The 23,262-nt window shown below is 63.4% G+C and carries 21 protein-coding genes; 5 read left to right on the forward strand and 16 right to left on the reverse strand.

The window, feature by feature from the left end; genetic code table 11:
• Window positions 1–3: 3 nt before the first annotated feature.
• The 8 genes from RS897_RS07160 to RS897_RS07195 all read right to left on the reverse strand — a co-directional run bounded on the left by RS897_RS07160 (window position 4) and on the right by RS897_RS07195 (window position 9,677).
• On the reverse strand, window positions 4–714 hold the full coding sequence (locus RS897_RS07160) for an ABC transporter ATP-binding protein (RefSeq protein ID WP_315835889.1): 711 nt from the start codon (window positions 712–714) through the stop codon (window positions 4–6).
• Window positions 711–1,493, reverse strand: a complete 783-nt coding sequence (locus RS897_RS07165) for an ABC transporter ATP-binding protein (protein WP_315835890.1) — start codon at window positions 1,491–1,493, stop codon at window positions 711–713. The genes RS897_RS07160 and RS897_RS07165 overlap by 4 nt, the downstream gene beginning before the upstream one ends.
• Window positions 1,486–2,514, reverse strand: coding sequence for a branched-chain amino acid ABC transporter permease (locus RS897_RS07170; protein WP_315835891.1), 1,029 nt, complete (start codon window positions 2,512–2,514; stop codon window positions 1,486–1,488). The genes RS897_RS07165 and RS897_RS07170 overlap by 8 nt, the downstream gene beginning before the upstream one ends.
• Window positions 2,514–3,386 carry a branched-chain amino acid ABC transporter permease gene (locus RS897_RS07175; RefSeq protein ID WP_315835892.1) on the reverse strand — a complete coding sequence of 291 codons (873 nt, stop codon included), beginning with the start codon at window positions 3,384–3,386 and terminating at the stop codon, window positions 2,514–2,516. The genes RS897_RS07170 and RS897_RS07175 overlap by 1 nt, the downstream gene beginning before the upstream one ends.
• Before the next feature lie 163 nt (window positions 3,387–3,549).
• A complete protein-coding gene (locus RS897_RS07180) occupies window positions 3,550–4,755 on the reverse strand; it encodes an ABC transporter substrate-binding protein (RefSeq protein WP_315835893.1) in 1,206 nt (401 codons plus the stop codon).
• 204 nt (window positions 4,756–4,959) lie between these two features.
• The gene (locus tag RS897_RS07185; protein ID WP_315835894.1) at window positions 4,960–6,075 is read right to left on the reverse strand and encodes a DNA alkylation repair protein; all 1,116 of its coding nucleotides are present in this window, start codon (window positions 6,073–6,075) and stop codon (window positions 4,960–4,962) included.
• Window positions 6,076–6,250: 175 nt separating this feature from the next.
• Window positions 6,251–7,633, reverse strand: a complete 1,383-nt coding sequence (locus RS897_RS07190) for an aminotransferase class I/II-fold pyridoxal phosphate-dependent enzyme (protein WP_315835895.1) — start codon at window positions 7,631–7,633, stop codon at window positions 6,251–6,253.
• Window positions 7,634–7,820: 187 nt separating this feature from the next.
• On the reverse strand, window positions 7,821–9,677 hold the full coding sequence (locus tag RS897_RS07195; RefSeq protein ID WP_315835896.1) for a feruloyl-CoA synthase: 1,857 nt from the start codon (window positions 9,675–9,677) through the stop codon (window positions 7,821–7,823).
• 358 nt (window positions 9,678–10,035) lie between these two features.
• Here RS897_RS07195 and RS897_RS07200 point away from each other — a divergent pair, with 358 nt between their 5' ends.
• Window positions 10,036–10,752 (forward strand): cysteine hydrolase family protein, encoded by a 717-nt coding sequence (locus RS897_RS07200; RefSeq protein ID WP_315835897.1) that lies wholly within the window; start codon window positions 10,036–10,038, stop codon window positions 10,750–10,752.
• Between the two features lie 35 nt (window positions 10,753–10,787).
• Window positions 10,788–12,581 (forward strand): allophanate hydrolase, encoded by a 1,794-nt coding sequence (gene atzF, locus RS897_RS07205; protein WP_425476423.1) that lies wholly within the window; start codon window positions 10,788–10,790, stop codon window positions 12,579–12,581.
• Between the two features lie 29 nt (window positions 12,582–12,610).
• Here atzF and RS897_RS07210 read toward each other — a convergent pair whose 3' ends face one another.
• The 8 genes from RS897_RS07210 to RS897_RS07245 are packed head-to-tail and all read right to left on the reverse strand — an operon-like array spanning window position 12,611 to window position 20,674.
• Entirely contained in the window at window positions 12,611–13,354 is a 744-nt protein-coding gene (locus tag RS897_RS07210; protein WP_315835898.1) for a GntR family transcriptional regulator, read from the reverse strand.
• Between the two features lie 21 nt (window positions 13,355–13,375).
• Window positions 13,376–13,765 carry an oxalurate catabolism protein HpxZ gene (hpxZ, locus tag RS897_RS07215; RefSeq protein WP_315835899.1) on the reverse strand — a complete coding sequence of 130 codons (390 nt, stop codon included), beginning with the start codon at window positions 13,763–13,765 and terminating at the stop codon, window positions 13,376–13,378.
• Between the two features lie 9 nt (window positions 13,766–13,774).
• Window positions 13,775–15,223, reverse strand: a complete 1,449-nt coding sequence (locus RS897_RS07220; protein ID WP_407654448.1) for an AtzE family amidohydrolase — start codon at window positions 15,221–15,223, stop codon at window positions 13,775–13,777.
• Window positions 15,171–15,356: a DUF4089 domain-containing protein gene (locus RS897_RS07225; protein WP_315835901.1), complete on the reverse strand. Its 186-nt coding sequence runs from the start codon at window positions 15,354–15,356 to the stop codon at window positions 15,171–15,173. The genes RS897_RS07220 and RS897_RS07225 overlap by 53 nt, the downstream gene beginning before the upstream one ends.
• 42 nt (window positions 15,357–15,398) lie before the next feature.
• The gene (locus RS897_RS07230) at window positions 15,399–17,114 is read right to left on the reverse strand and encodes a dipeptide ABC transporter ATP-binding protein (RefSeq protein WP_315835902.1); all 1,716 of its coding nucleotides are present in this window, start codon (window positions 17,112–17,114) and stop codon (window positions 15,399–15,401) included.
• A 2-nt stretch (window positions 17,115–17,116) separates the two neighbouring features.
• Window positions 17,117–18,016 carry an ABC transporter permease gene (locus RS897_RS07235; protein ID WP_315835903.1) on the reverse strand — a complete coding sequence of 300 codons (900 nt, stop codon included), beginning with the start codon at window positions 18,014–18,016 and terminating at the stop codon, window positions 17,117–17,119.
• A 10-nt stretch (window positions 18,017–18,026) separates the two neighbouring features.
• Window positions 18,027–19,040 (reverse strand): ABC transporter permease, encoded by a 1,014-nt coding sequence (locus RS897_RS07240; RefSeq protein ID WP_315835904.1) that lies wholly within the window; start codon window positions 19,038–19,040, stop codon window positions 18,027–18,029.
• Window positions 19,041–19,057: 17 nt separating this feature from the next.
• Window positions 19,058–20,674, reverse strand: coding sequence for an ABC transporter substrate-binding protein (locus RS897_RS07245; RefSeq protein WP_315835905.1), 1,617 nt, complete (start codon window positions 20,672–20,674; stop codon window positions 19,058–19,060).
• A 588-nt stretch (window positions 20,675–21,262) separates the two neighbouring features.
• On the opposite strand from RS897_RS07245, the gene exbB reads away from it, so the two are divergent.
• Genes exbB through RS897_RS07260 form a run of 3 tightly spaced genes read left to right on the forward strand, consistent with a single transcriptional unit; the run spans window position 21,263 to window position 23,220 of the window.
• Window positions 21,263–21,991, forward strand: a complete 729-nt coding sequence (gene exbB, locus RS897_RS07250) for a tonB-system energizer ExbB (RefSeq protein WP_315835906.1) — start codon at window positions 21,263–21,265, stop codon at window positions 21,989–21,991.
• A 15-nt stretch (window positions 21,992–22,006) separates the two neighbouring features.
• Window positions 22,007–22,444 (forward strand): TonB system transport protein ExbD, encoded by a 438-nt coding sequence (gene exbD / locus RS897_RS07255; protein ID WP_315835907.1) that lies wholly within the window; start codon window positions 22,007–22,009, stop codon window positions 22,442–22,444.
• The gene (locus tag RS897_RS07260) at window positions 22,441–23,220 is read left to right on the forward strand and encodes an energy transducer TonB family protein (protein WP_315835908.1); all 780 of its coding nucleotides are present in this window, start codon (window positions 22,441–22,443) and stop codon (window positions 23,218–23,220) included. Before exbD ends, RS897_RS07260 begins: the two co-directional genes overlap by 4 nt.
• Window positions 23,221–23,262 lie beyond the last annotated feature (42 nt).

Genomic DNA, 23,262 nt, shown 5'->3' on the forward strand with positions numbered 1-23,262 from the left:
CCCTCACACCCCGAGATGCCGCTCCAGCAATCCAGTCTGCGCGGACAATTCGGCAGGGGCGCCGTTAAACACCACGGCGCCCTTCGACAGCAGCACGGCGCGGTCGGCGATTTTCGACAGGCTCTTGAAATCCTTGTCGACCACGATGGTGGCGATGCCCTCGTCACGGATCACGCCGAGCGTGCGCCAGATGTCGCGCGCCACCAGCGGCGCCAGGCCCTCGGTGGCTTCATCGATCAGGATCAGATCGGGATTGGTCATCAGCGCGCGGCCGATGGTCAGCATCTGCTGTTCACCACCGGAGAGCTGATGGCCGCCATTGCCGCGCCGCTCGGCCAGGCGCGGGAACAGCTCGAAGATGCGCGGCAATGTCCAGCGCGAGCGGCCGTCCGAGGCCGGGCGCGCGGCCATCACCAGATTCTCCACCACCGACAGCGAGCCGAACACGCCGCGGCCTTCCGGCACCAGCGCCACACCGGCGCGCGCGATGCGCTCGGGCACCAGGCCCGCGATGTCGTGTCCGGCGAAGGTGACGCGCCCGCGGCAATCGGTCACCAGGCCCATCAGCGAGCGCAGCAGCGTGGTCTTGCCCATGCCGTTGCGGCCAAGCAGCGCCACTTGCTCACCGCGACCGAGCGCGAGATCGATGCCGTGCAACACCTGGCTTGCGCCATAAAACGCCTCCAGCCGCTCGACCGCCAGCAGGGCCGTCATGCGTCCTCTCCCTCGTGACCGAGATAGGCCGTGCGCACCGCCGGATGCATGCGGACCTCCTGCGGCAGGCCGGAGGCGATGACCCGGCCATCCGCCATCACAGTGAGGCGATCAGCGAGCTCGAACACTGCGTCCATGTCGTGTTCGACAATCAACACGGCGCGGCCGGCCTTCAGCGACGCGATCAGGTCAACGATGCGGCGCGCCTCCGACTGCCCCATGCCGGCGAGTGGCTCGTCCAGCAGGATGACGCTGGGATCGGTGGCCAGCACCATGGCGATCTCGAGCTGGCGCTGTTCGCCATGGCTGAGATGCCGCGCCGTGATCGGCGCACGCGATGCCAGATCGGTTTTCGCGAGCGCGTCAGCCACGCGCCGGTTGGCTTCGGGATCCGACATCGTGTTGCCGGTCATGCGCAGCGGCCTTTTGGCATGCGCCTGCGCGGCGAGGCGGACATTCTCATGCACGGTGAAATCCGCAAAGATGGTGGTCTTCTGGTAGGAACGGCCGAGACCGGCGCGGGCGCGGCGGTCCGGCTTGAGCCGCACGATCTCGGTGTCGCCGAGCGCGATGGTGCCGGCACTGACCGTGAGGTCGCCCGACAGCAGGTTGATCAGCGTGGACTTGCCGGCGCCGTTGGGACCGATCACGGCGTGGATCTCGCCGACATGGACGTCGATCGACACGTCGCTGACGGCTTTCAGCCCGCCGAAATGCTTTTGCAGGCCCTTGGCGCTGAGCGCAATCGCCGCCTGCGTTTCAGCGAGACCATCAGCCATGACCCGCCTCCGTGACTGGCTGCTTGGTCGTTGCCGGGACGGCGTGCGCAGCCGGCTTGTCCTGGGCCGGCTCTCCGAATGTCAGGGTCAGCAACTGGCGGACGCCATTCGGCAACGCCAGCACGATGATCACGACAATCAAGCCCTCGACAAGCTTCCAGTAGACTGTCGTTGCCTTCAGCACCTCCTCCAGCCCCATCAGCACGATGGCACCGACCAGGGGACCGGCGACGGAGCGCAGCCCGCCGAGCAGCACCATCACCAGCACCGTTGCGGACTGATGCCAGCCCAGCATCTGTGGCGCGACAAAGCCGAACTGCGCCGCCGCGAAATAGCCGGCGACACCGGCGAGCGCGCCCGAGATCACGAACGCGGTGAGCCGGACACGGAAAATCGGGAAACCCAGCGAGCGCGCGCGGCGCTCGTTGTCCCGCGCCGCGGCCAGCGCCCGGCCGAACGGCGAGCGCACCAGCATGTCAATCAGCGCGACCGTGCCGATCAGACAGGCGAGCACCACCAGGTAGAATACGATCGGCTTTTCCAGATTGAGCAGCTGATACCCGGCAATCGCGACTTCGGGCTTGGTGTTGACGTAGGCTCCATCGGAGCCGCCGGCGATCTTGGTGTCGTGGAACAGGTAGAACAGCATTTCGCCGAACGCCAGCGTCACCATGATGAAATAGACACCGCGGGTGCGCAGCGCCAGCGCACCGATCACCAGCGCAACGAATGCCGCAGTCCCGACGGCCACCGGCAGCGTCAACCACAACGAGGCCGGATCGTATTTCGGCGTGAGGATCGCCAGCATGTAGCCGGCAACACCGAAGAACGCCGCATGGCACAGGCTGACCAGGCCCCCATGACCGACGGCGAGATTCAACGCCATCGCCAGCAGGCCCATGATCAGCGCCTTGGTGGCGAACTGCACATAGTAGGTCGGCACCACGAACGGCAGGCCGATCGCGGCGACGACCAGCACGGCAATGATCAGCCAGGAGCTGAAGGTACGAGGCTGGTCCATCACACCTCCCGTCGGCCGAGAATGCCGTTCGGGCACCACAGCAGCACCGCCGCCATCAGCACATAGATCAGGATGCTGGAGATGCTCGGAAAGAAGACTTTTCCGAAGGTGTCGGTGAGCCCGATCAGCAGCGCACCGATGGCGGCGCCCGCGACCGAACCGATGCCACCGAGCACCACCACGACAAAGGAGAGGATCAGCATGCCGTCGCCCATGCCGGGAAACACCGTCGAGATCGGCGACACCACGATGCCGCCCAGCGCCGCAAGCGCGATACCGACCGCGAAGACGTAGCGGTTGACCCGGTCGAACGGAATGCCGAGCACCCGCGCCATCTCGCGGTTCTCTGCGCCGGCACGCACGATCATGCCGATCTTGGTGCGGGTAATGACCAGGAAGATCGCTGCCGCAACGACCAGACAGAACACGCAGATCGCCAGCCGGTAGACCGGATACGACATGTTGTCGGTGAGCTGGATCGCGCCGCTGAGAAACGCAGGGGGCGCGACGGAATGCACGTCCTTGCCGAACAGGATCAGCCTGATTTCATCGACCATCAGGATCAGACCGAAACTGAGCAGCACCTGCGCCAGGTGATCCCGGCCATAGAGCCGGCGCACAAATACGATTTCCAGCAGCCAGCCGACCACGAAGGCGATGATCACGCCGCCGACCAGCGCCAGCCAGAAGCTGCCGGTATAGGCGGCGATCCAGTACGCCAGATACGCCCCCAGCATATAGAACGCGCCATGGGCGAGATTGATGACGCCGAGAATGCCGAACACCAGCGTCAACCCGCTCGCGACCAGAAACAGCACCATTCCATACTGGACGGCGTTGAGCAGTTGTACGCCGAAGGTGACGAAGTCCATTAAGATGGTCCTGTGGACAGCACTGGGTGATAAAATGAGTCCTGTCGTTGCCGGGCTTGTCCCGGCAACCCCGCTTAGGGACGCACTGCTCTCCTAAGCGGGATCACCGGGACAAGCCCGGTGATGACAGAGTATGCAAGGAGCCGTTTCGCCTCTTACCGCATCACAGCTTGCAGCCCCGCGCCGGATCGTCGACGTTCGCCTGCGCGATCGACACCAGTTCGTTGCGGCCGTTGCGCACTTCGCGCAGATAAATGTTCTGGATCGGGTTGTGCGCCTTGTTGAAGCTGAGCGGACCGCGCGGGCTGTCGATCTTGGCGGCGCCGATCGCCTTCACCAGCGCATCACGCGCGCCGGCATCGCCCTTCACCGCGGTCAGTCCGATCTCGAGCATGTTCGCGGCATCGAAACCCTGTACCGCGTAGATGTCGCCGTCCTTGCCGGTCTTGGCCTTGAACGCCTTGAGGAAAGCAAGGTTGGCGGGATTGTCGAGATTGTCGGCGTAATGCAGCGTGGTGCGGATGCCGTTGGCGGCCGCGCCCTGCGCCTCGATGGTGCCGTCGGTCAGGAAACCCGCGCCATAGAGCGGAATGCTCTTGTTGAGCCCTGCCGCCGCATAATCCTTGACGAATTTCACCGCGCCACCGCCGGCGAAGAAGCTGAACACAGCATCCGGCTTCAGCGCCGCGATGCGGGTGATCAGCGCCTGGAATTCGACTTCGGGGAATGGCAGCGTCAGGTCTTCGACGATCTTGCCGCCATTCTTGGTGAAATTCTCCGCAAACGCGCCGATCATTTCCGCACCGGCGGTGTAACGCCAGGTGATGGTGGCGACGTTCTTGTGCCCGGCGTCGACCAGCACCTTGCCCGCGGGGAAGGTGGTCTGCCAGTTCGAGAAGGACGAGCGGAAGATGTTCGGCGCGCAGGCCGGACCGGTCGCATCATTGGCGCCGGCATTGGGAATGATCAGCAGCGTATTGGTGTCGCGCGCGACCTTGACCATCGCCATGGCGACGCCCGAGTGCACGGTGCCGACCACGAGATCGACCTTCTCGCGGCCGATCAGGCGATTGACGTTGTCGGTGGCGGCTTCGGGCTTGGATTCATCGTCGACCTGCACGAAGGCGATCTCGCGGCCGCCGAGCTTGCCGCCCTTCTGTTCGACATAGAGCTTGAAACCGTCGTCGATGAACTGACCGAGTTTCGCAAACGTCCCGGTGTAAGGCAGCATCAGGCCGACCTTGAACGGCGCGCCCTGGGCAATCGCGGGGCTGAACAGACGCGGCGTCACGGCGAGCGTCGCGGCACCGGCCGCACCGGACAACAACGCGCGGCGCGTCACGCGCAGCAACGCTTTACGATCGGACATCAGCGTTTCTCCCTCTCCACATGGCATTGTTTTGGCATTGTTGTTTTGCGCAAGTTGACCTTGCGAGTTGCCGCACCGGACGGACCTTGATCCGGACGCCGCGCCAGCGTTATGCACCATAATTCAAGAATTTGTCTAAAATCAAGAAATATAATTCCGGTTCATTGGGATTTTAGGCTGATCCCGGAGGTCCCTCACCCTAATCTACTTCAGCAAATCAAACGACGTCTGGCTCAGCGTCTGGCCGTTCACCATCACATCGACGAGGTGCCGGCCGGGATGATGGGCGCGCACACTGAAGTCACGGATCGACTGCCGTCTTTGCAGGGTCACGGACTCGCCGGGTGCCAGGGTCAGCGTCTTCAGTTTGAACACCTTGCGCGACTTGCGTGCTTCCGCCCGCACGTAATGAATGGCGTAATCCACCACCAGTTTCTGCGGGCGATCACTGGTCGACGTGAGATCGAACGACAAGGTGATGGCCTCGCCAAGCCGGATTGTTTTGGGTTCGACGACCACCTTGCGCAACCGGACCTGCGCGTCCTCACCCGCCCCGATGATTGTCAGCGCGTTGCGATCACCCTTTTTGATGAGGGTCCGAAGCGCGTGCCTGACGATCCAGACCGTCCGGGGATCGTCGCGCGACCATCCCCTGATACGATCGAGCACCCAGCCGGGATGATCCTTGGTGATGTCGTTCAGATGATTGGCCACCGACTTGCGAACGTACAGGCTCGGATCGGCCTTCAGGCTCTCCAAGATGGCCGCAACCGGTGCCGGATCGGCGATCAGCGGCTCGATCTGAAAAGACCACGGCAGGCGAGGCCGACAACCCTCGCTCGCCAGGCGTCGCACATGCTCGTCCTTGTCCTTGGCCCACGTCTCCATCACCGCCAGCGTCCGCTGGAGATCGCGGCGCATGAAATGACGCACGGCGAATTCGGACGACCCGAAGGGCGTGAAGAAACGCAACGCGTCCATCGAGACGTCGAAATCCTCCGCGCCATAAAGCGCGACATAGTCCGACAGCACCATGGTGACGAAGCTGTTGTCCAGCCGGGGCGCCAGCTTGCGCAGGATCTTCAGCGCAGGCCGAAAATTCTGAGCGAGGCCGACATGCAGCGCTTCAGTCACGCAGCGCAGCCGCTCCATCAGGGACCGATCATCGAGCCCGTACAGCGTCAGCGCCAGAAATCGCCTGGTATCGAACGTCGGGCAGATGGCTTTGGTCTCGGCACTGACGTGACGGATACGCGCCGCGCTGAAGATCTTGTCCTTGAGAGTTGCAGGCTCGTTCGTCGTATTTTGGGTTTTGGGCATTCCACTGGTGTCCTTCGGGGTGATCGCCTCGTATCCGAAGGCGTCGCCTGAATTTGCACCGATGTTCTGCCAGTTCCTGTCAGCAATGTCGCGGAGGGCTCGACAGGCCCAAAGCCGCCTGCGCGATGGCTGTTTTGAAACGATCCGGATTTAGTTGTCGATAGCCCTGCTCACCTCAGAGCGCGGAGCTTCCTGCGACTTCTCCACGCTCCAGCTTCGGCATGCTGTTCATCGACGCCAGATTGTCGTCAACAAGGTGCTGATGGGCCCGCAATGTCTCGATAAGCCGGTCGATATCCCCGCGGGTATGCCCGGCGTTGAGCTGGACCCGAAGGCGCGCCTTGCGCAGCGGCACGGCCGGGAAACGAACGGCGTCGATGTGAATGCCGGCCTCGCCGAGCGACAGCGCAAGCGCGTCGGCGGCATCTTCATCTCCGACCAGAATTGGAACGATGGGAGATTCCGTCGATACCAGCGGATAGGGCAGCTCGGACATCCGTTTGACGAAATAACGCTGATTGTCCCAGAGACGAGCACGGCGTTCGGGTTCGTCCACGACCATGTCGACGGCTTCACTGAGGGCAACCGCTTGATCCGGTGGCAAAGTCGACGTGAATCCGTACGCCGAACAGGCCAGACGAATGATCTCCGCGATATGCGCTTCGGTCGCGATGAAGCCGCCGATGCCGCCATAGGCCTTGCTCAGCGTGCCCATGTAGATCATGCGCTCGCTGGCGACGCCGAAATGTTCGGCGATCCCGCCGCCGTGTTCGCCGAGAATGCCGGTCCCGTGCGCATCGTCGACATAGAGCGTCGCGTCGTAGCGTTCAGCGAGTTGCAACAGATCGGGCAACGGCGCGATGTCGCCGTCCTGGCTGAAGACCCCGTCGGTAACGATGATCTTGGTCGTCGCGCTCGATCTCTTGAGCAGGACTTCAAGATGATTGAGATCGAGATGTCGATATGTCCCCCGCGCGGCTCCCGACATCCGGATGCCTTCACGGATGCTGACATGATTAAATTCATCGCTGAAATAGGCGTAGGTATGTTCGTGTTGGCTCGTGAAACCATAGACACGCGCGTATTTGGATGTTTGCGGAAGAATCGACAGAACGCCGAGGTTCGCCATGTATCCCGTTGCGAACAGGACGGCCGCATCCTTCTTCTTGCAGACCGCGAGCTTGTGCTCGAGCTCGCCGTACACTGCCAGATTTCCGCCAAGCAGCCGCGACTCGCAATTCCCCACGCCGTAGGCGTCAAGGCCGCGCTTCGCAGCCCGGATCAAACGAGGGCTTGTCGCAAGAGACAGATAGTTGTTGGTGCTGAAAGAGACGAACTTTTTGCCGTTGGCCTGAAAAGCCGGACTGGGCAGGGATTCAACCGGATCGCCGTCAAACAAATTCTGGTGGACGAGCCACTCGGCCATTTCAACAAATTCTCGCACGCGAACTCCTGCTCCCCTCGCATCCCCTGAAATTCTCGGAAACGAAGCAGCATTGATCATGCGCAAGATTGCATTGACAAGCACCGAGTTGAAACAACGCGCAACAAGAAGCATCGCGCGGTGCAAAATCCTGCTTTTGTCAAACCCGTGTAAGCTTGGTGTAAGGTTCGCGTAAGCTTGGTGTCGATTCCTGGTCTAGACCCACAGGCACGGCCTGATGCCCGTATCATCAGATTTGAGTGATTCGGCCCCAGGCGTGGAGTCAACATTGGTGCCGGGGCCTTGACCTCCAGCGCCTGGCTTACAAGACGATGCAATCCGGTGACGCGCGATCAGCGAGGCGTTCAACGAGATCAGCGCGGCGGGCCAGCACCGCGCGCTGGTTGACATAGCCCTTGTCGGTGATCTCGCCGCCATCGACCGACGGCGGCTCCGCTTGCAGCAAGGCCCGCGTCGCGAACGACGATGATCCGCCACCCTGCGCCTTCAGTTTTTGCAGCCCGGCTCGAACCGCCTCGCGCACCGCCAGATGTGCGATCACGTCATTGACCGGGGTCGTATCCGCAAGTCCCGCCAGCGCGCGGCAGGCGGCGATGTTCGGAAAGACCAGGAAACGCACGTCGTCACCGCTATGACCACACACCACGATGTCCTGCGCCAGCGGCGCCAGCGCCGCGATGCCGGCGACGCGAAGAGTGCCGACACTGACCCAGGTGCCGGAGGTCAATTTGAAGTCCTCGCTGACCCGGCCATCAAAAAACAGACCGAGTTCGGGGCGCTGCGGATCGGCGAGTTTCACCGCGTCGCCCATCAAATAGAATTTTTCATCGTCGAACGCCTGCGCCGTCAGCTCCGGCGCCTTCCAGTAACCGGGCGTGACATTGGGGCCGCGGACCCGCACCTCGAGCTTGTCGCCTGATGGTACCAGCTTGATCTGCGTGCCGGGGATCGGCACGCCGATATTTCCGGAGCGCTGCGCCTGGAAATGGCAGTCGGTGGCGAGCGGCGAGGTTTCGGTCGAACCCCAGGCCGACACCATCGGAATCGCTCGGCCGATGGTCTTGATCGACAGCTCCTCCAGCGCTTCCCACAAATTCTGCGGCAGCGCGGCGCCGGCGTAGAACACAAGACGGACTTCGCGGAAAAAGCGCTGGCGCAGCTCTTCGTCCTCGCGCAACGCCGAGATCAGCATGTCGAAGCCACGGGGCACGTTGACATACACCGTCGGCATGACGCTGCGCAGGTTGGCGAGCGAGATGGCGAACAGGTTCGGCAGCGGCTTGCCACCGTCGATGTACAGCGTACCGCCATTGCGCAGCACCATATTGAAATCGTGGTTGGCGCCGAAGGTGTGGCTCCATGGCAGCCAGTCCAGCATCACCAGATCGGCGGTGTTCAGGAACGGCCAGACCTGCGCCTTCGCCGCCTGGTTCGAGGTGAGCATGCGATGCGTGTTGATGACAGCCTTTGGCGTGCCGGTCGAACCGGACGTGAACAGGAATTTGGCGATGGTGTCGGGTTCGATCTGCGCGAAAGCCCCCGCGACGCCGCTGGATACGGGCGTGGCCGCCACCGTCGCGAACGGGATCAGCCCTTCGCCATCGCGCGTGTTTTCAGCAATGATCTTTGCCTTGTGCAGCGGCGCGATTGCCGCGAGCGCCGGGGCGAATGCGGCCGCATCGGACACATAGATCGCGCCGGGATCGAGCAGGGTGATCATGCCCTTCAGCTTGTCGAAATCCTTGGAGACCAGCGAATAGGCCGGCGAGATCGCCGCCACGGGCACGGCGACATGCATCGCCCCCAGCGCTAGCAGGGCATGCGCGATGCTGTTGTCTGACAGGATGACCAGCGGCCGTTCCGCCGACATCTGTTGCGCAAGGATCCAAGACGCGATCGCGCGCACGGTCTGCCGCGCTTCGCCATAGCTGACCGTGGTCCAGGGCACCGATGTGCTGGCGCGCTCCGCCAGAAAGATCTTGTGCGGTTGCTGCTCCGCCCACTGCTCCAGCCAGTCACCAATACAGCGTGCCGGCGGATCGAGTTGCAGCGGCGACATGAGCACAATGCTGCCGTCGTCACGCCGCTCGATCTGTGTCCGCGGGATCGCGAACAATGCGGAGCCGTCGTCGCCCGAAACCTCAACAGCGAGAGCCATGATCGTCCCTCCTCGTGGCACGGCGCACACATTCGTGGTGTTTTCGATCAGCCCTGACGTTGTCAGCCGCCGACGCGCGCCTTTGAATTCCTCAAGGTGAGAATGGAGCAGATATGCAATATAATGCAATACAGAGATGCATAATTTTTCCGATCAGGCGGATGGGCGAACTGATTAAAATTTAAGCACAGCGTTTCAAAGAGTCGGAAAAATCCCATCCAGGCTAGAAAACATCATTTTGTTTTCACTATGGTTTTTTCTTTCCTTACCGTTGTACACAATGGCACACGGCTTGCTTTGATCAGGCGTGCGGGCGAGGCAGATCCGGCTTTGCGGCTCGCCCCGCGAGGAGAGCGCTGTGACACAAGCACAGACCGAGACAGGCCTGATCGCTGCCGAACCGACTGACGTAGAAGTCGTCTGGTCGAGAACGGCGCTGGTCATCATCGACATGCAGCGTGATTTTCTCGAGCCGGGCGGCTTCGGCGAAACGCTGGGCAACGACGTCTCGCTGCTGCAGAGCGCCGTTGCACCTTGTCAGATGGTGTTGCAGGCGGCGCGAGCGCGCGGCCTTCTCGTGGTGCACACCCGTGAGGGGCATTTGCCGGATCTCTCCGATGCGCCGCCGGCAAAGATCGAGCGTGGCGCGCCCAGCCTGCGCATTGGCGATCCCGGACCGATGGGGCGCATCCTGATCCGCGGCGAGGCCGGACACGACATCGTGCCCGCGCTCTATCCCGCCGCAGGCGAGATCGTGATCGACAAGCCCGGCAAGGGCGCCTTCTACGCAACGGCACTCGGCGACATTCTCAAGACGCACGGCATCGACACCCTGCTGGTCTGCGGTGTCACCACCGAGGTGTGCGTCAACACCACCGTGCGCGAGGCCAACGACCGCGGCTATCGCTGCATCGTGCTCGATGACTGCTGCGCATCGTACTTTCCGCAGTTCCACGAGATCGGCCTGCAGATGATCAAGGCGCAAGGCGGCATCTTCGGCTGGGTCTCCGGGTCGACGGCGGTGCTCGCCGCCATGACGACCGCAAGCCCACAGCCGCTCACCGCCAGCGCGTAATTCTCCGACAACACTTCATGCATATGGACGTCACTGTGACAGAAACCATCGACCAGATCGTAGCGGCCCATCGCGCCGGCACCGCCACTCCCGCGGACACTGTGGCGCGCAGCTTCCAGCGGATCCGCGACCACAACGATCCGGCCGTGTTCATCAGCCTGCGCGACCAGGGCGAGGCGATCGCGGAGGCGAAGGCGCTGTCCGGCAAGGACGCAGCCGCGTTGCCGCTCTACGGCGTGCCGGTGGCGGTGAAGGACAATATCGACGTCGCCGGGCTTCCCACCACTGCGGCTTGCCCGGCATTTTCCTACATGCCGGCAAAGGATGCGACCGCCGTCGCCAAACTGCGCGCGGCGGGCGCCATCATCATCGGCAAGACCAATCTCGACCAGTTCGCCACCGGCCTTGTCGGCGTGCGCTCGCCCTATGGCGTGCCGAAAAATCCGATCCGCGCGGACCTCGTGCCGGGTGGATCGAGTTCGGGCTCGGCGGTCGCGGTATCCGCGGGCCTCGTACCGCTGTCGCTCGGGACCGACACGGCGGGTTCCGGCCGCGTGCCGGCGATGCTCAACAACATCGTCGGCTTGAAACCGACCGTCGGCATGATCTCCACGGCCGGCGTGGTGCCGGCCTGTCGTACCCTCGATTGCGTCTCGATCTTCGCGCTGTCGACCGACGACGCCGTCACCGCGCTGTCGGTGATGACCGGCCTCGATGCGGCCGATCCGTTTTCCCGCGATCGTCCGTTGGGACAGGTCGGCGATTTTCCCGGCAAGCTGCGGCTGGGCGTTCCGCGTAACGGCCAGTTGCTGTTTTTCGGCGACCGGCATTCGGAAAAAGCCTACGACGACGCCGTCGCGCGTTTCGTCAAGCTGGGCGCGACACCGGTCGAGGTCGACCTCGAGCCGTTCTACGAGACGGCGCGACTGCTTTATGAAGGGCCATGGATCGCAGAACGTTATCTCGTCATTCGCGATCTGCTGGCGTCGACGCCCGACGCCGTCCATCCTGTCACCCGCGAGATCACTCTCGCCGGCGCGCGCCCAACCGCAGCGGATGCCTTCGCTGCCTTCTACCGGCTGGAAGGACTTCGCCGCACGTCTCAGGCGACATTCGGCGGCATCGACGCGATGCTGCTGCCGACCGCGCCGACCGCCTATTCGGTCGCGCAGGTCGAGGCCAATCCGATCGAGCTGAACAGCCGGCTCGGCACCTATACCAACTTCGTCAACCTGCTCGATCTCAGCGGCATCGCCGTGCCGGCTGCCATGCGCAGCGACGGCATTCCGTTCGGCGTGACACTGCTGGCGCAGGCCGGACACGATGCCGCGCTGGCTGGTATCGCGCGCGCCTTTCATGCGGATACCCAATTGCCGGTCGGCAGCAAGCGATTGGTCCAGACGCCGCTGCGCAGCCCGCCGGCAGTGCCGACCAGCGATGAGATCCCCATTGTCGTGGTGGGGGCGCACCTCTCGGGCATGCCACTCAACACCGAGTTGCAGGCGCTCGACGCCCGCTTTGTCGAAGCCACCATGACGGCGCCGGACTACAAGCTCTATGCGCTGCCGGGCACGACGCCGCCGAAACCAGGCATGCTGCGGGTGGAGCCGGGCAACGGCACTTCGATCCAGGTCGAGGTCTACACACTCTCGGCAAAAGGCTTCGGGCAGTTCGTCGCGGCCATTCCAGCGCCGCTCTCGATCGGTTCGGTGCGGCTTGCCGACGGCCGGCTGGCGAAAGGCTTTCTGGTGGAGCCCGCCGCGCTCGACGGCGCCCGCGACATTTCCCATTTCGGCGGCTGGCGGGCGTTCATCGCGGCGAAGGCGTAAGCCGCGCCGACCGGCGTCCGCGCTGAGCCCTACACCGAATCCGCGTAGAGCTCGTATTCACCGCGCACCAGATCGATATGGTCGCGCATGGCGGCGGCGGCGCCGACGCGATCACCGCGCAGGATCGCTTCCACCACCCGCTCGTGCTCGGCCTGGGATTTGGCGAGCCGGCCGAGATTGCGGAACTGGGCGCGCCGAAACGGCTGCACCCGCGCGCGCACCGCCAGCGCCATCTCCGCAATGTAGGTGTTACGCGCCCCGACATAGATCGCCTGGTGAAACTGCTCGTTGACCTGATGGAAACGCTGCGGATCGCCGGCATAACTCAGCACGCGAAGCTGCTCGTGCAGCGCCTCCAGAGCATGGCGCTCGGCGGCCGGCATCCGCTCGGCCGCGAGACCCGCGCACAGCGCCTCGAGCTCGGCCATCGCCTCGAACATGCTGTTGAGCCGCTCCGCATCGGGCCGCGCCACCACCGCCCCGCGGTGGGCCTTCGATTCGACAAGACCGCTGGCGACGAGCTGGCGGAGTGCTTCACGAACCGGGGTGCGGGATACACTGAAGCGGCGCGCCAGGTCGCTCTCGTCCAGCGGCGCTCCCGGCATCAGCACACCGCGGACGATCTCGTCGGCGAGCTGCAAGCGCAACTCTTCCGCCAGCGTCACTTTGCCCGCATTCGGCGTGGCCCGATCTGCCCGACCGGCCTCGAATCCGCCAGAGCCTGACGCGGCCGATCCGCTGCGCCCCCGCACGATGGATTCGTCGAACGTCATTCGCGACCAGTCCTTCCGCGATCAGTCCTTCGGGGTCGGGATCACGCTGACATGCGCGGCCACGATATGCCAGCCATCAACGAATCGCACCCATGTCTGCATCTGCCGCCCGACTTTATCGGGCGCGGAGGCGCGATGAAAGAGTGTCGAGGCGACCGCAGTGTCGCGGCCGTATGTCGAGATCACGGTCTTGCTCAGTTCGCGCTCCAGCCCGACCGGCGAGCGGCCGGCGCGGAACGCCTTGATCGCCTCGTAGCCATAGAGATTCTCCGCCCCGCCATAACGTAGCGTACGCGGGTCGTCCCGGAACAGTGCATCAAGGGTTTCGACATCGTTGGACACCAGTGCTTTCTCGTAACGCGCGAACGCTTCCGAGACTTCGGCAACCACGTCGGGCAGATCGACTTCCATGGAACCTCTTCAGAATTGCGATGGACGCGGTGCGGATACCACACCGCTCTGTTCAAGCGTATGCGCGACGCGCAACGCGATATCCTCGCGCCAGGGCGCGGCAATGATCTGCACGCCAACCGGCAATGGCGAAAGCGGCACCGGCGCCGCCACCACCGGCAGGCCGATGAAGGAGATCGGCTGGGTGTGAATGCCGATATTGGCGCGCACCGGCAACTCGACCCCGTCCAGCAAGAAGTTCACCTGGCCGAGCTTCGGCGCCACGCACGGCGTGGCCGGCGCGATGATGACGTCGACATCCCTGAACAGCTCCAGCGCCCGGGCGCGGTACCAGCGGCGAAATTTTTGCGCACGGTCGACATAGGCGGCCGGCACCATGGCGCCGGCGATCAGGCGATCGCGCACCGCCGGATCGAAATCCTCAGGGCGTTTGCGCAGGCGATCGAGATGCAGCGAGGCGCCTTCGACCGTGGTGATGACGTATGCCGCAGCACGGGCGCGGGCAGCTTCAGGAAGCTCGACCTCGCGCGAAACCGACAGCGCCTTGACCACCCGATCGACCGCCTCCGTCGCCTCGGAAAACAGCGCTTTGCGGAAATGCCCGCCCGCGACTGCGATGCGCAAACCATCGATGCCGCGCGAAAGCTCCGCGGTCACCGGTTGCACGATCTCGGCCGCACAGGCTGCGTCATCGGGATCGGGCCCCTGCATGGCGTCATAGGCGAGCGCGAGATCGCGCGTGCTGCGCGCCAGCGGTCCGAGATGATCGAAGCTCGACACGAATGGGAAGGAGCGCGCGCGCGACAACCGGCCATAAGTCGGCTTCAATCCAAAAATGCCGCAGAACGATGACGGCACGCGGATCGATCCATTGGTATCGGAGCCCAGCGACAACGGCACCAGCCCGCCGCCCACCGCGGCGCCAGAACCACCCGAAGAGCCGCCAGTCATGCGGGTGGGATCATGCGGATTGCGCGACGGGCCGTCGTGCACGTTCTCGCCGGTGAAATCGTAAGCGTATTCACCCATGTTGAGTGCGCCGATGAGAATGGCGCCGGCGGCCTCCAGCCGCTCGATCAGGGTGGCGTCACGCGACGCCGGCGGAAGGTCACGGTTGATCTTCGAACCGGCGCGGGTCGACAACCCCTGCACGTCGAACAGGTTTTTCACCGCAAACGGCACGCCGGCCAGTGGCCCGACTTTCTCGCCGCGCGCGAGCGCCGCATCAATCGCCCGCGCCCGCTCACGCGCACGTTCCGTCACCACATCGGTGAAAGCATTGAGGATGCCATCGTGCGTCGATATCCGCGCCAATGCAGTATCGACGGCGGCAAGCGCCGACACTTTGCCCGCAGCTACCGCATCCGCGATGTCAGAAGCAGATGCCCAGCCGGTATCGGCCAAATCAAGCTTTGAAGACACTAGCCGGCTCGATGTCGTCAGGAAGCGGGAATTCATCGACCAGGCGCGCGAACCTCAGGGAGACCTCGAGATTGACACGCACCGCCGGCTTCCAGGCGTCAGCCACCGGCAACGCAAGCGCGGCGGAGGCCGCATCGATATAGTCATTGAGCGGATCGGAAGACGTCATGCCATCCCTGCTGTCGTTTCTGTCATTGCCACGCAAACGCTCTCAGTGAACCGGGAGCGGCGGGTGCGGGATCGCCGCCAGCAGCTCGCGGGTGTAGGCGGCTTTCGGATCGTCGAGCACGGCGGCACATGCGCCTTCCTCGACGATTCGTCCCGCCCGCATCACAATGACACGATCGCACAGCAAACGCACCACGTTCAGGTCATGCGATACGAACAGGTAACTCATGCCCAAAGAGTGCTTGAGATCCTGCAGCAGGTTCAGCACCACCGCCTGGACCGAGACGTCGAGCGCCGCGGTCGGCTCGTCCAGGATGATCAGGTCCGGCTTCAGAGCAATGGCGCGGGCAATGCCGACGCGGGCCTTCTGGCCACCGGACAATTGATGCGGAAAACGATCGAGCAGCGCCACCGGCAGGCCGACCTGGACTGCCAGTTCCTCGCAGCGCGCCCGCAGGGCACCACGACTCATCGCCTCATCCATCTGCAGGATGGGATCGGCGATGGCACGCGCCGCGGTGAAGCGTGGATTGAGGCTGTCGGTCGGATCCTGGAACACCATCTGGATCCGCTTGCGCAGCGCCGAGCGCGCGAACGCCTTCGGCAGCATGCTGCCGATCTCCTCGCCGTCGAACGCAATCCGGCCCGAGGTCTGGTCCAGCAGGCGCATCACCATCATCGACGTGGTCGATTTGCCGCAACCGGATTCGCCGACCAGGCCGACGCTTTCGCCCCGCTTGATGGAGAAGCTGATGCCGTCTACCGCCCGGAACTGCTCCGGCTCGACCGGCGGTTTGCGCGAGAACAGCTTTCCCAGCGAACTGCCGATGCCCTGGCGCGGGTATTCCTTGACCAGCTTTTCGACCAGCAGCAGCGGCCGCTCGGTCGAGGTCACCGTCGGTGCAGAGGCCACACTGTCGCTGAGCGCAACACGATCCTCGTCCGGCAGCAGGTCACGCAGTGAAACGCCGAGCCGCGGCGTCGCCCGCATCAGCTTGCGGGTGTAGGGGTGGACTGGATTGGCGAACACGTCGGCCGCGGCCGCGGTCTCGACCACCCGCCCCTTCTCCATCACCACCACGCGGTCGCAATACGCCGCCGCGAGGCCAAGGTCATGGGTGATCAGAATGGTGGACATGCCGCGCTGCCGGGTCAGCTCAACCACCAGATCCATCACCGCCTTCTGCGTCGTGACATCGAGACCGGTGGTCGGCTCGTCGGCGATCAGGAGCTGCGGATTACAGGCCAGCGCCAGCGCGATAACCACCCGCTGGCACATGCCGCCGGACAACTCGAACGGATACGCGTGATAACGTTCGCGCGGCCTCGCGATCTTGACCTGCTCCAGCGCCTCGATCGCCTTTTCGCCGCGCTCGGTATTCGAGGCCTGCGCGTGCTGGCGCAGTACGTCCTCGATCTGGTCGCCGACTTTGCGAATCGGATTGAGTGCGGCGCGCGGGTTCTGGAAGATCATCGAAATCTCCCGTCCCCGCAGGTCCCGCATCTGCGCCTCGCTGGCGTTCTTGACGTCGACCCCGGAGAACATCACCGATCCCTCGGCGATCCTGCCGGCCCGATCGAGAATCCGCATCACCGCATAAGATGTGACCGACTTGCCGGAGCCGGATTCACCGACAATGGCGAGGGTCTCACCCTTCGCCAGCGAGATGTTGACACTCTGCACCGCACGCACCGGACCGCGCCGGGTGGCGAATTCGACTGTCAAATCCCTTACGTCGAGCATTGGCACCGCGGACATTCTCATGTCCTCCGCTGCGGATCGAAGATATCGCGCAGGCCGTCGCCGAGCAGATTGAAGCAGAACACCGCGATCATCAGCGCGAGGCCTGGGAACAGCGCAATCCACCATTCCCCCGACACCATGAAAGCGGCGCCTTCCGCCACCATGATGCCCCACTCAGCGGTAGGCGGGCGCACGCCGAGACCGATGAACGAAAGCCCCGCGGCATTGAGGATGGCGTACCCCATGGTCAGCGACATCTGCACGATCATGATCGGCATGATGTTGGGCAGGATGTGACCGAGCAGGATGCGGAATTCACCATTTCCCGACAGCCGCGCCGCCTGCACGAAACCGGCCTCGCGGCGTATATTGGCCTCGGCGCGGGCCACCCGCGCATAGAGCGGAAAATTCACAATGGCTGTGGCGATGATGATGTTCTGCACGGTGTTGCCGAGCGCGGCGACAATCCCCATTGCCAGCACGAACAGCGGAAACGCCATGATGGTATCGGCGATCCGGCCGACGATGCGATCGGTCCAGCCACCGAAATAACCGGCGGCGACACCGGCAAGCCCGCCCATCAGGAACACCAGCACCACCGAGGCGACAGCAATGAACACGTCGAGCCGGGTGGCCACCACAACGCGGCTGAGAATATCGCGTCCGAGCTGATCGGTGCCGAACCAGTGCGCCACCGACGGCGGCTTCAGTGCCACGGCCGTGTTGCTGGCCAGCGGATCGTAGGGGACAAGCCAGGGCCCGAACACGGCGGCAATCAGGATCAGCACCAGCAGCCCGAACGCGAACGCCGTCACCGGGTTTTCGCTGAGGATGTAACGCGCGTGCTGAAATGTGGCTCCGAACCGCGAGGCCTGCGGCGTGGACGAGAGATCCGTTGTGGGCGCGACTGTGCTCATCCGTTCCCCCTCACCCTTCCATCCGTACCCGTGGATCGATCACACCGTAGAGAATGTCGATGATGAGATTGAGCAGCACATACATCACCGCCATGGTGAGCACGAAGCCCTGCACCGGTGCGAAATCGGACGCGATCAGCGCCTCGACCGCGTAGGAGCCGATGCCCGGCCATGCGAATACTTTTTCGACCAGAACATTGGCGCCGAGCAGGAACGAGAACACCATGCTGAGCGTGGTGATCACCGGCAGCATGGCATTGCGGAAGGCATAAGTGACGATCACGGTGCCGGGCGACAGGCCGCTGGCGCGCGCGGTGCGGACGAAGTCCGACGCCAGCACCGCCAGCATTGAGGCTCTGGTCATGCGCGCGATCGGCGCCAGCGAAAAGATCGCCAGCGTGGCGGCTGGGAGAATCAGCTGATTGAACGCGGAACGGAAGGCTTCAAAATCACGGGCAAACAGGCTGTCGATCAGATAGAAGCCGGTCACGTTTGCCGGGGCGGTGGCGAACACATCCAGCCGTCCCAGTGGCGCCGGCGACCATCCCAGCTTGAAATAGAACACGTAAACGAGCAGGAGGCCGGTGAAGAACACCGGCAACGACACACCCGCCGTGGTGGTGACCCGACACAGATGATCGATCCACGATCCCGGCTTCGTCGCCGCCAGGATGCCGAGCGGAATAGCAATGACCACTGCGAGCACCAGTCCGATCAGCGTCAGTTCGGCCGAGGCCGGTAACCGATTGCGCAGTTCAGTGGCGACCGGCTGTCCCGTGGTCAGCGAGGTGCCGAAATCACCACGCGCGAGATCCGCCGTATAGTTGAAGAATTGCTGGATCAGCGGCTTGTCGAGTCCCAGCTTCTTGCGGATCTGCTCGACGGCCTCCTTGCCCGCTGAAGGGCCGGCGAAGTAGGCGGCGGGATCGCCGGGCAATGCGCGGGTCAACAGGAACGTCACGATCACGACCCCGATGAGGCTCGGGATCGCGAACATCAGGCGCTTGCCGATCAAGCCGAGCATGCGACCACCCTCGCCTGTTACGCCTTTACCAGCGCGCGATAATCGAGCCGGCGGTGGAACCAGTATTGATAGCCGGAGATGTTTTTTTGCATCGCGACGTTGACATAGGGCTGATAGAGCGGAATGCGCGGGACATCGTTGAAGGCGAGATCGACGAAACCCTTGACGTCGGCGTCGTAGGCTGCGGTGTCGCCAACGGCCGCGGCCCTGCGCGCGCCGTCGATCAGCTTGTCCATCTCCGGCGACTTGTAACTCATGGTGTTGAAGACGGAATTGTTGCCGTGGTAGCACCAGTAGAAGAAGTATTCGGGGTAATCGAGCCAGCCCGAGAACACGTTGGTGTAGAGCGGCATCTCCTTCTTGTTCAGTTCGGTGCGCCAGTTGGCTCCGGGAATCTTGTTGAGCGTGGTCTTGATGCCGATCTGCGCCAGGCTTTCCTGCACCAGCACACAGAGTGGCTCATTGACTACCGCGAAACCGAGATCGAATGACAACGTGGTCTCGAAGCCGTTCGGATAACCGGCCTCTGCCAGCAACGCCTTGGCCTTGTTGATATCGGTGTCGTATTTCGTCGGCTGCGGCCATGACACATCGGTCGGCTTGGCGCCTGCCGCACCGAACATCGGATTGGCGAGCCCGAACAGCACCGCGTCCATGATCTTCTGATAAGGAATGGCGTAGGCCACTGCCTGACGGACCTTGGGATTGTCGAACGGCGGCTTGGTAACATTCATGCCGATATACTGGATGCCATTGCTGAACGGCAGCGACACGATGTCGAGCTTGCCGGCTTGCTTCAACTCGGCGAAGTCGCGATACGGCAGCTCGTAGGAGATGTCGGCGTCGCCGCGTTCCAGCAACGCGCGGCGGTTGCCGGCCTGCGGCACCATGCGCCAGATCACGCGCTTGATCTTGGGAAGGGGACCACCGACCCAGGCGTCATTGCGCTCCATCACCACTTCGGTGCCGGCGGTCCATTTGGTCACCTTGTAGGCGCCGGAGCCCGCGGTCTGCTGCTTGGTGTATTCGAGCCCCCAGGGGTCCTTTTCGGTCGCGCTCTTCTTCACCAGTTCGGAATTGACCACACAGGGCACGATGACGGCGAGGTCGGGAATCGTCAGCCGATCTTTCGTGGCAAAGTCGACCCGCACCGTGTTGTCGTCGACGACGACAAACTGCTCAGGCTTGGTCAGCGAGCCCGCACTCATCTGAAAAGTCGGAAACCCGCCGACACTGACGGCGCGGTCGAGCGACCATTTCACGTCCTTCGCAGTCACCGGCGCGCCGTCGTGGAAGGTCGCCTTTTTCTTCAGCTTGAAGGTCACGGACATGTCGCCGACGTTCATGTCTTCGGCGAGTTCGGGCTTGAACTTGTCGCGGTCGTAATAGGGCACCCCGCCGGGGCCGCTTTTCATCTCGTGGCCGATCAGGCGGTCGTAGCAGTTCCACGACACCTCGTAGCCGGGCACGTTGGTGCCGACGCCATGGATGTCCAGATTGTTCGGTCCGCTCTCGGATACGACCAGGAGTGTTTCGGAGCGCGCATCCGCCTTGGCAGCGGACCAGATCGCGGGCGCCGGCACCATGGCACCCGCCGCGAGCCCGGACAGTTTGAGGAAATCGCGACGCTTCATAAACATCTCCAAACGCGGTTTGGAGATGGCATCGCAAGGACTGTGCCAAAGCTTAGCAGTCGTTAGTATAAGGTATAAACATTTGATAAAATTAATATTTTTCTATTCGACGGTTAGGAGGAGGCGTAACCGCAATGCATACAACAGACCACCAATGCTTAATATTTAGACGACAGAGGTTGTTTGCACATGAATTGTCGGCCAACGCTCGATCGAAGACCGGGAAATTATCCCGGTAAAATCGGGATAATTTTCCTGTCGCCGAGCTCTTCCCCGAGGGTCATGATCGCCCCGCAACCAAGTCGCGTTGTTAGAATTGGTCAAATCGACCACTGCGAGGGACGCAGCGAATTGCCGCACCGCGCGTGCAGCGACTACAAGAAAGGGAGCGTGCGGCGCCGCCGAGCCGGGCACCGCACTGAAAAATAAGCCGCTTTTGTTGCGGCAACGACACCTCGGACCGATCGGCCATCCATGACCAGACACAACAGACCTTGCCGCGGCGGCGCGACCAGCAATTCATTCTCCCACGGCGGAGGGACCAGCCTCCTCTCGCCTGCCGCGCTCATCTCAGCAACGCTGCTGGCAATGTCGCCAGACACCGCACATGCGGCCACGGCCAACGCGCTATTGCCGCGCGACCTGTCACCCTGGGGCATGTTCATGAATGCCGACATGGTGGTGAAGGCCGTCATGGTTGGCCTCGCTCTTGCGTCACTGGTCACCTGGACGGTGTGGCTGGTGAAAAGCTGGGAATTGGCGCGCGCGACACGGCTGGCGAAACGGCGACTTGCGATCCTGGAGAGCGATACGACCCTCGCCGAGGCCGCGGGCGAGACCAGCGGCGGTGAAGACGCGGTCGCTCAAATTATCCAGTCGGCCTCGCGTGAACTGTCGCTCTCGGACCATGTGTATGATGACGGGCTGAAGGAACGCACGGCGCTGCGACTGGAACGGGTCGAGAGCGCAATGGCCCGGCGAATTAATCGCGGCACCGGCGTGCTTGCCACCATCGGCGCCACCGCGCCGTTCGTCGGCCTGTTCGGCACCGTATGGGGCATCATGAACTCCTTCATCGGCATCTCGGAGGCCAACACCACCAACCTCGCGGTGGTCGCGCCCGGCATCGCCGAAGCGCTGCTGGCGACCGCGATGGGCCTGATCGCCGCGATTCCGGCGGTGGTGATCTACAATCACCTGGCTCGTGCCACGACGGCGTACCGGGCGCTGCTCGGCGACGCCTCGGCGCAGGTGCTGCTGCTGATCAGCCGCGACCAGAGCCGGCGTCTGCCGCATATCGCGCGCGCCGCGGAGTAAGTGGAGTAACCGACGATGGGCGCAAGGCTCGGTGGCCGACGTGCGGCGGATGACGAACTGGTCGAAACCCACGAGATCAACGTCACGCCGTTCATCGACGTCATTCTCGTCCTTTTGATCATTTTCATGGTGGCGGCGCCGCTCGCGACCGTCGACATCGGCGTCGATCTGCCGGCGTCCACCGCCGAGCAGCAGCCGCGGCCGGACAAGCCGGTGTTCCTGACCGTGAAGCCGGACGCGACCATCGCCGTTGGAGAGAATGTGATTGCACGCGACGGGCTCGCGGCCACGCTGGACACTGCCACGGGAGGCAAGAAGGACGAGCGGATCTTTCTGCGCGCCGACAAGACCGTGAGCTATGGCGACCTGATGGAGGTGATGAACCTGCTGCGGGACTCCGGCTACCTGAAGATCGCGCTGGTCGGCCTCGAGGCGCGGGACGGCGCGCGATGACCATGCTTGCGCTCTATCAGGAGCCGGAGCGGCACGAGTTGCGGCGCTGGTCACTCGGCGCGCTGATCATCATGGCCCTTCATGTCGGCGCGCTGATTGGCGCCACCTATTGGTACCGAAGCCTGCCACCGCCCGGCACCACGATCCCCTCGATCCTGGTCGACCTGTCGCCCGTATCAACGGCACCGCAAACCCAGGTCGAGGATCCAAATCGGGCCCCAGGTCCTCAAATCGAACAGACGGAGGCCGCCACTCCACCGCCGCCTGAACCGCAGGTGGAGGAGACCATCGCCCCGACCCCACCACAGCAAAATCCGGTGGTGGCTGCGCCACCCGAAGAAAAGCCGAAGCCGATCACCGAGCCGGCCAAGCCGACCCCGGTCAAGGAGAAGGTTAAAAAGCCTGTCGAAAAGCGAGCCGTGCCGACAGCCACTGCGCCGCCGCGTGTCGAGCGGACCGCGCCGGTTCTGCAGTCCGCGGTGTCCGGCGCTTCCGCGGCCCGGGCCGCGGCCTCCTACGGCGCGCAACTGTCAGCGCATCTGCAACGCTTCAAGCGCCCCGCCGGTGCAGCGACCGGATCGGTCGTGCTGTTTATTACGGTTGGACGCAACGGCCAGTTGCTCGGCAGCCGTCTTGCGCGATCATCGGGCAATCCCGCAATCGACACTGAAGCGTTATCCTTGGCACGCCGGGCCCAGCCTCTTCCTGCATTCCCCCCCGAGATGAAGGAGAATTCGAAGAGTTTCAACGTGCCCTACAAGTTTTCGCCGGGCTGAAAAATTACGGTTGACCTAAGCGCGCCAATTCAGGCTTTCCGC

It is taken from the genome of Bradyrhizobium prioriisuperbiae (genome assembly GCF_032397745.1).
GTDB classification, from domain to species: domain Bacteria; phylum Pseudomonadota; class Alphaproteobacteria; order Rhizobiales; family Xanthobacteraceae; genus Bradyrhizobium_A; species Bradyrhizobium_A prioriisuperbiae.

Excerpts from the sequence above, each read along its gene's own strand:
- exbD (WP_315835907.1), top strand. The coding sequence starts at position 22,007 with ATGGGCGCAAGGCTCGGTGGCCGACGTGCGGCGGATGACGAACTGGTC.
- RS897_RS07165 (WP_315835890.1), bottom strand. The coding sequence starts at position 1,493 with ATGGCTGATGGTCTCGCTGAAACGCAGGCGGCGATTGCGCTCAGCGCC.
- RS897_RS07220 (WP_407654448.1), bottom strand. The coding sequence starts at position 15,223 with ATGAATTCCCGCTTCCTGACGACATCGAGCCGGCTAGTGTCTTCAAAG.
- RS897_RS07210 (WP_315835898.1), bottom strand. The coding sequence starts at position 13,354 with ATGACGTTCGACGAATCCATCGTGCGGGGGCGCAGCGGATCGGCCGCG.
- RS897_RS07230 (WP_315835902.1), bottom strand. The coding sequence starts at position 17,114 with ATGTCCGCGGTGCCAATGCTCGACGTAAGGGATTTGACAGTCGAATTC.
- RS897_RS07260 (WP_315835908.1), top strand. The coding sequence starts at position 22,441 with ATGACCATGCTTGCGCTCTATCAGGAGCCGGAGCGGCACGAGTTGCGG.
- exbB (WP_315835906.1), top strand. The coding sequence starts at position 21,263 with ATGTCGCCAGACACCGCACATGCGGCCACGGCCAACGCGCTATTGCCG.
- hpxZ (WP_315835899.1), bottom strand. The coding sequence starts at position 13,765 with ATGGAAGTCGATCTGCCCGACGTGGTTGCCGAAGTCTCGGAAGCGTTC.
- RS897_RS07180 (WP_315835893.1), bottom strand. The coding sequence starts at position 4,755 with ATGTCCGATCGTAAAGCGTTGCTGCGCGTGACGCGCCGCGCGTTGTTG.
- RS897_RS07245 (WP_315835905.1), bottom strand. The coding sequence starts at position 20,674 with ATGAAGCGTCGCGATTTCCTCAAACTGTCCGGGCTCGCGGCGGGTGCC.
- RS897_RS07190 (WP_315835895.1), bottom strand. The coding sequence starts at position 7,633 with ATGCTTCTTGTTGCGCGTTGTTTCAACTCGGTGCTTGTCAATGCAATC.
- RS897_RS07240 (WP_315835904.1), bottom strand. The coding sequence starts at position 19,040 with ATGCTCGGCTTGATCGGCAAGCGCCTGATGTTCGCGATCCCGAGCCTC.
- RS897_RS07160 (WP_315835889.1), bottom strand. The coding sequence starts at position 714 with ATGACGGCCCTGCTGGCGGTCGAGCGGCTGGAGGCGTTTTATGGCGCA.
- RS897_RS07185 (WP_315835894.1), bottom strand. The coding sequence starts at position 6,075 with ATGCCCAAAACCCAAAATACGACGAACGAGCCTGCAACTCTCAAGGAC.
- RS897_RS07175 (WP_315835892.1), bottom strand. The coding sequence starts at position 3,386 with ATGGACTTCGTCACCTTCGGCGTACAACTGCTCAACGCCGTCCAGTAT.
- RS897_RS07235 (WP_315835903.1), bottom strand. The coding sequence starts at position 18,016 with ATGAGCACAGTCGCGCCCACAACGGATCTCTCGTCCACGCCGCAGGCC.
- RS897_RS07195 (WP_315835896.1), bottom strand. The coding sequence starts at position 9,677 with ATGGCTCTCGCTGTTGAGGTTTCGGGCGACGACGGCTCCGCATTGTTC.
- RS897_RS07170 (WP_315835891.1), bottom strand. The coding sequence starts at position 2,514 with ATGGACCAGCCTCGTACCTTCAGCTCCTGGCTGATCATTGCCGTGCTG.
- RS897_RS07225 (WP_315835901.1), bottom strand. The coding sequence starts at position 15,356 with ATGACGTCTTCCGATCCGCTCAATGACTATATCGATGCGGCCTCCGCC.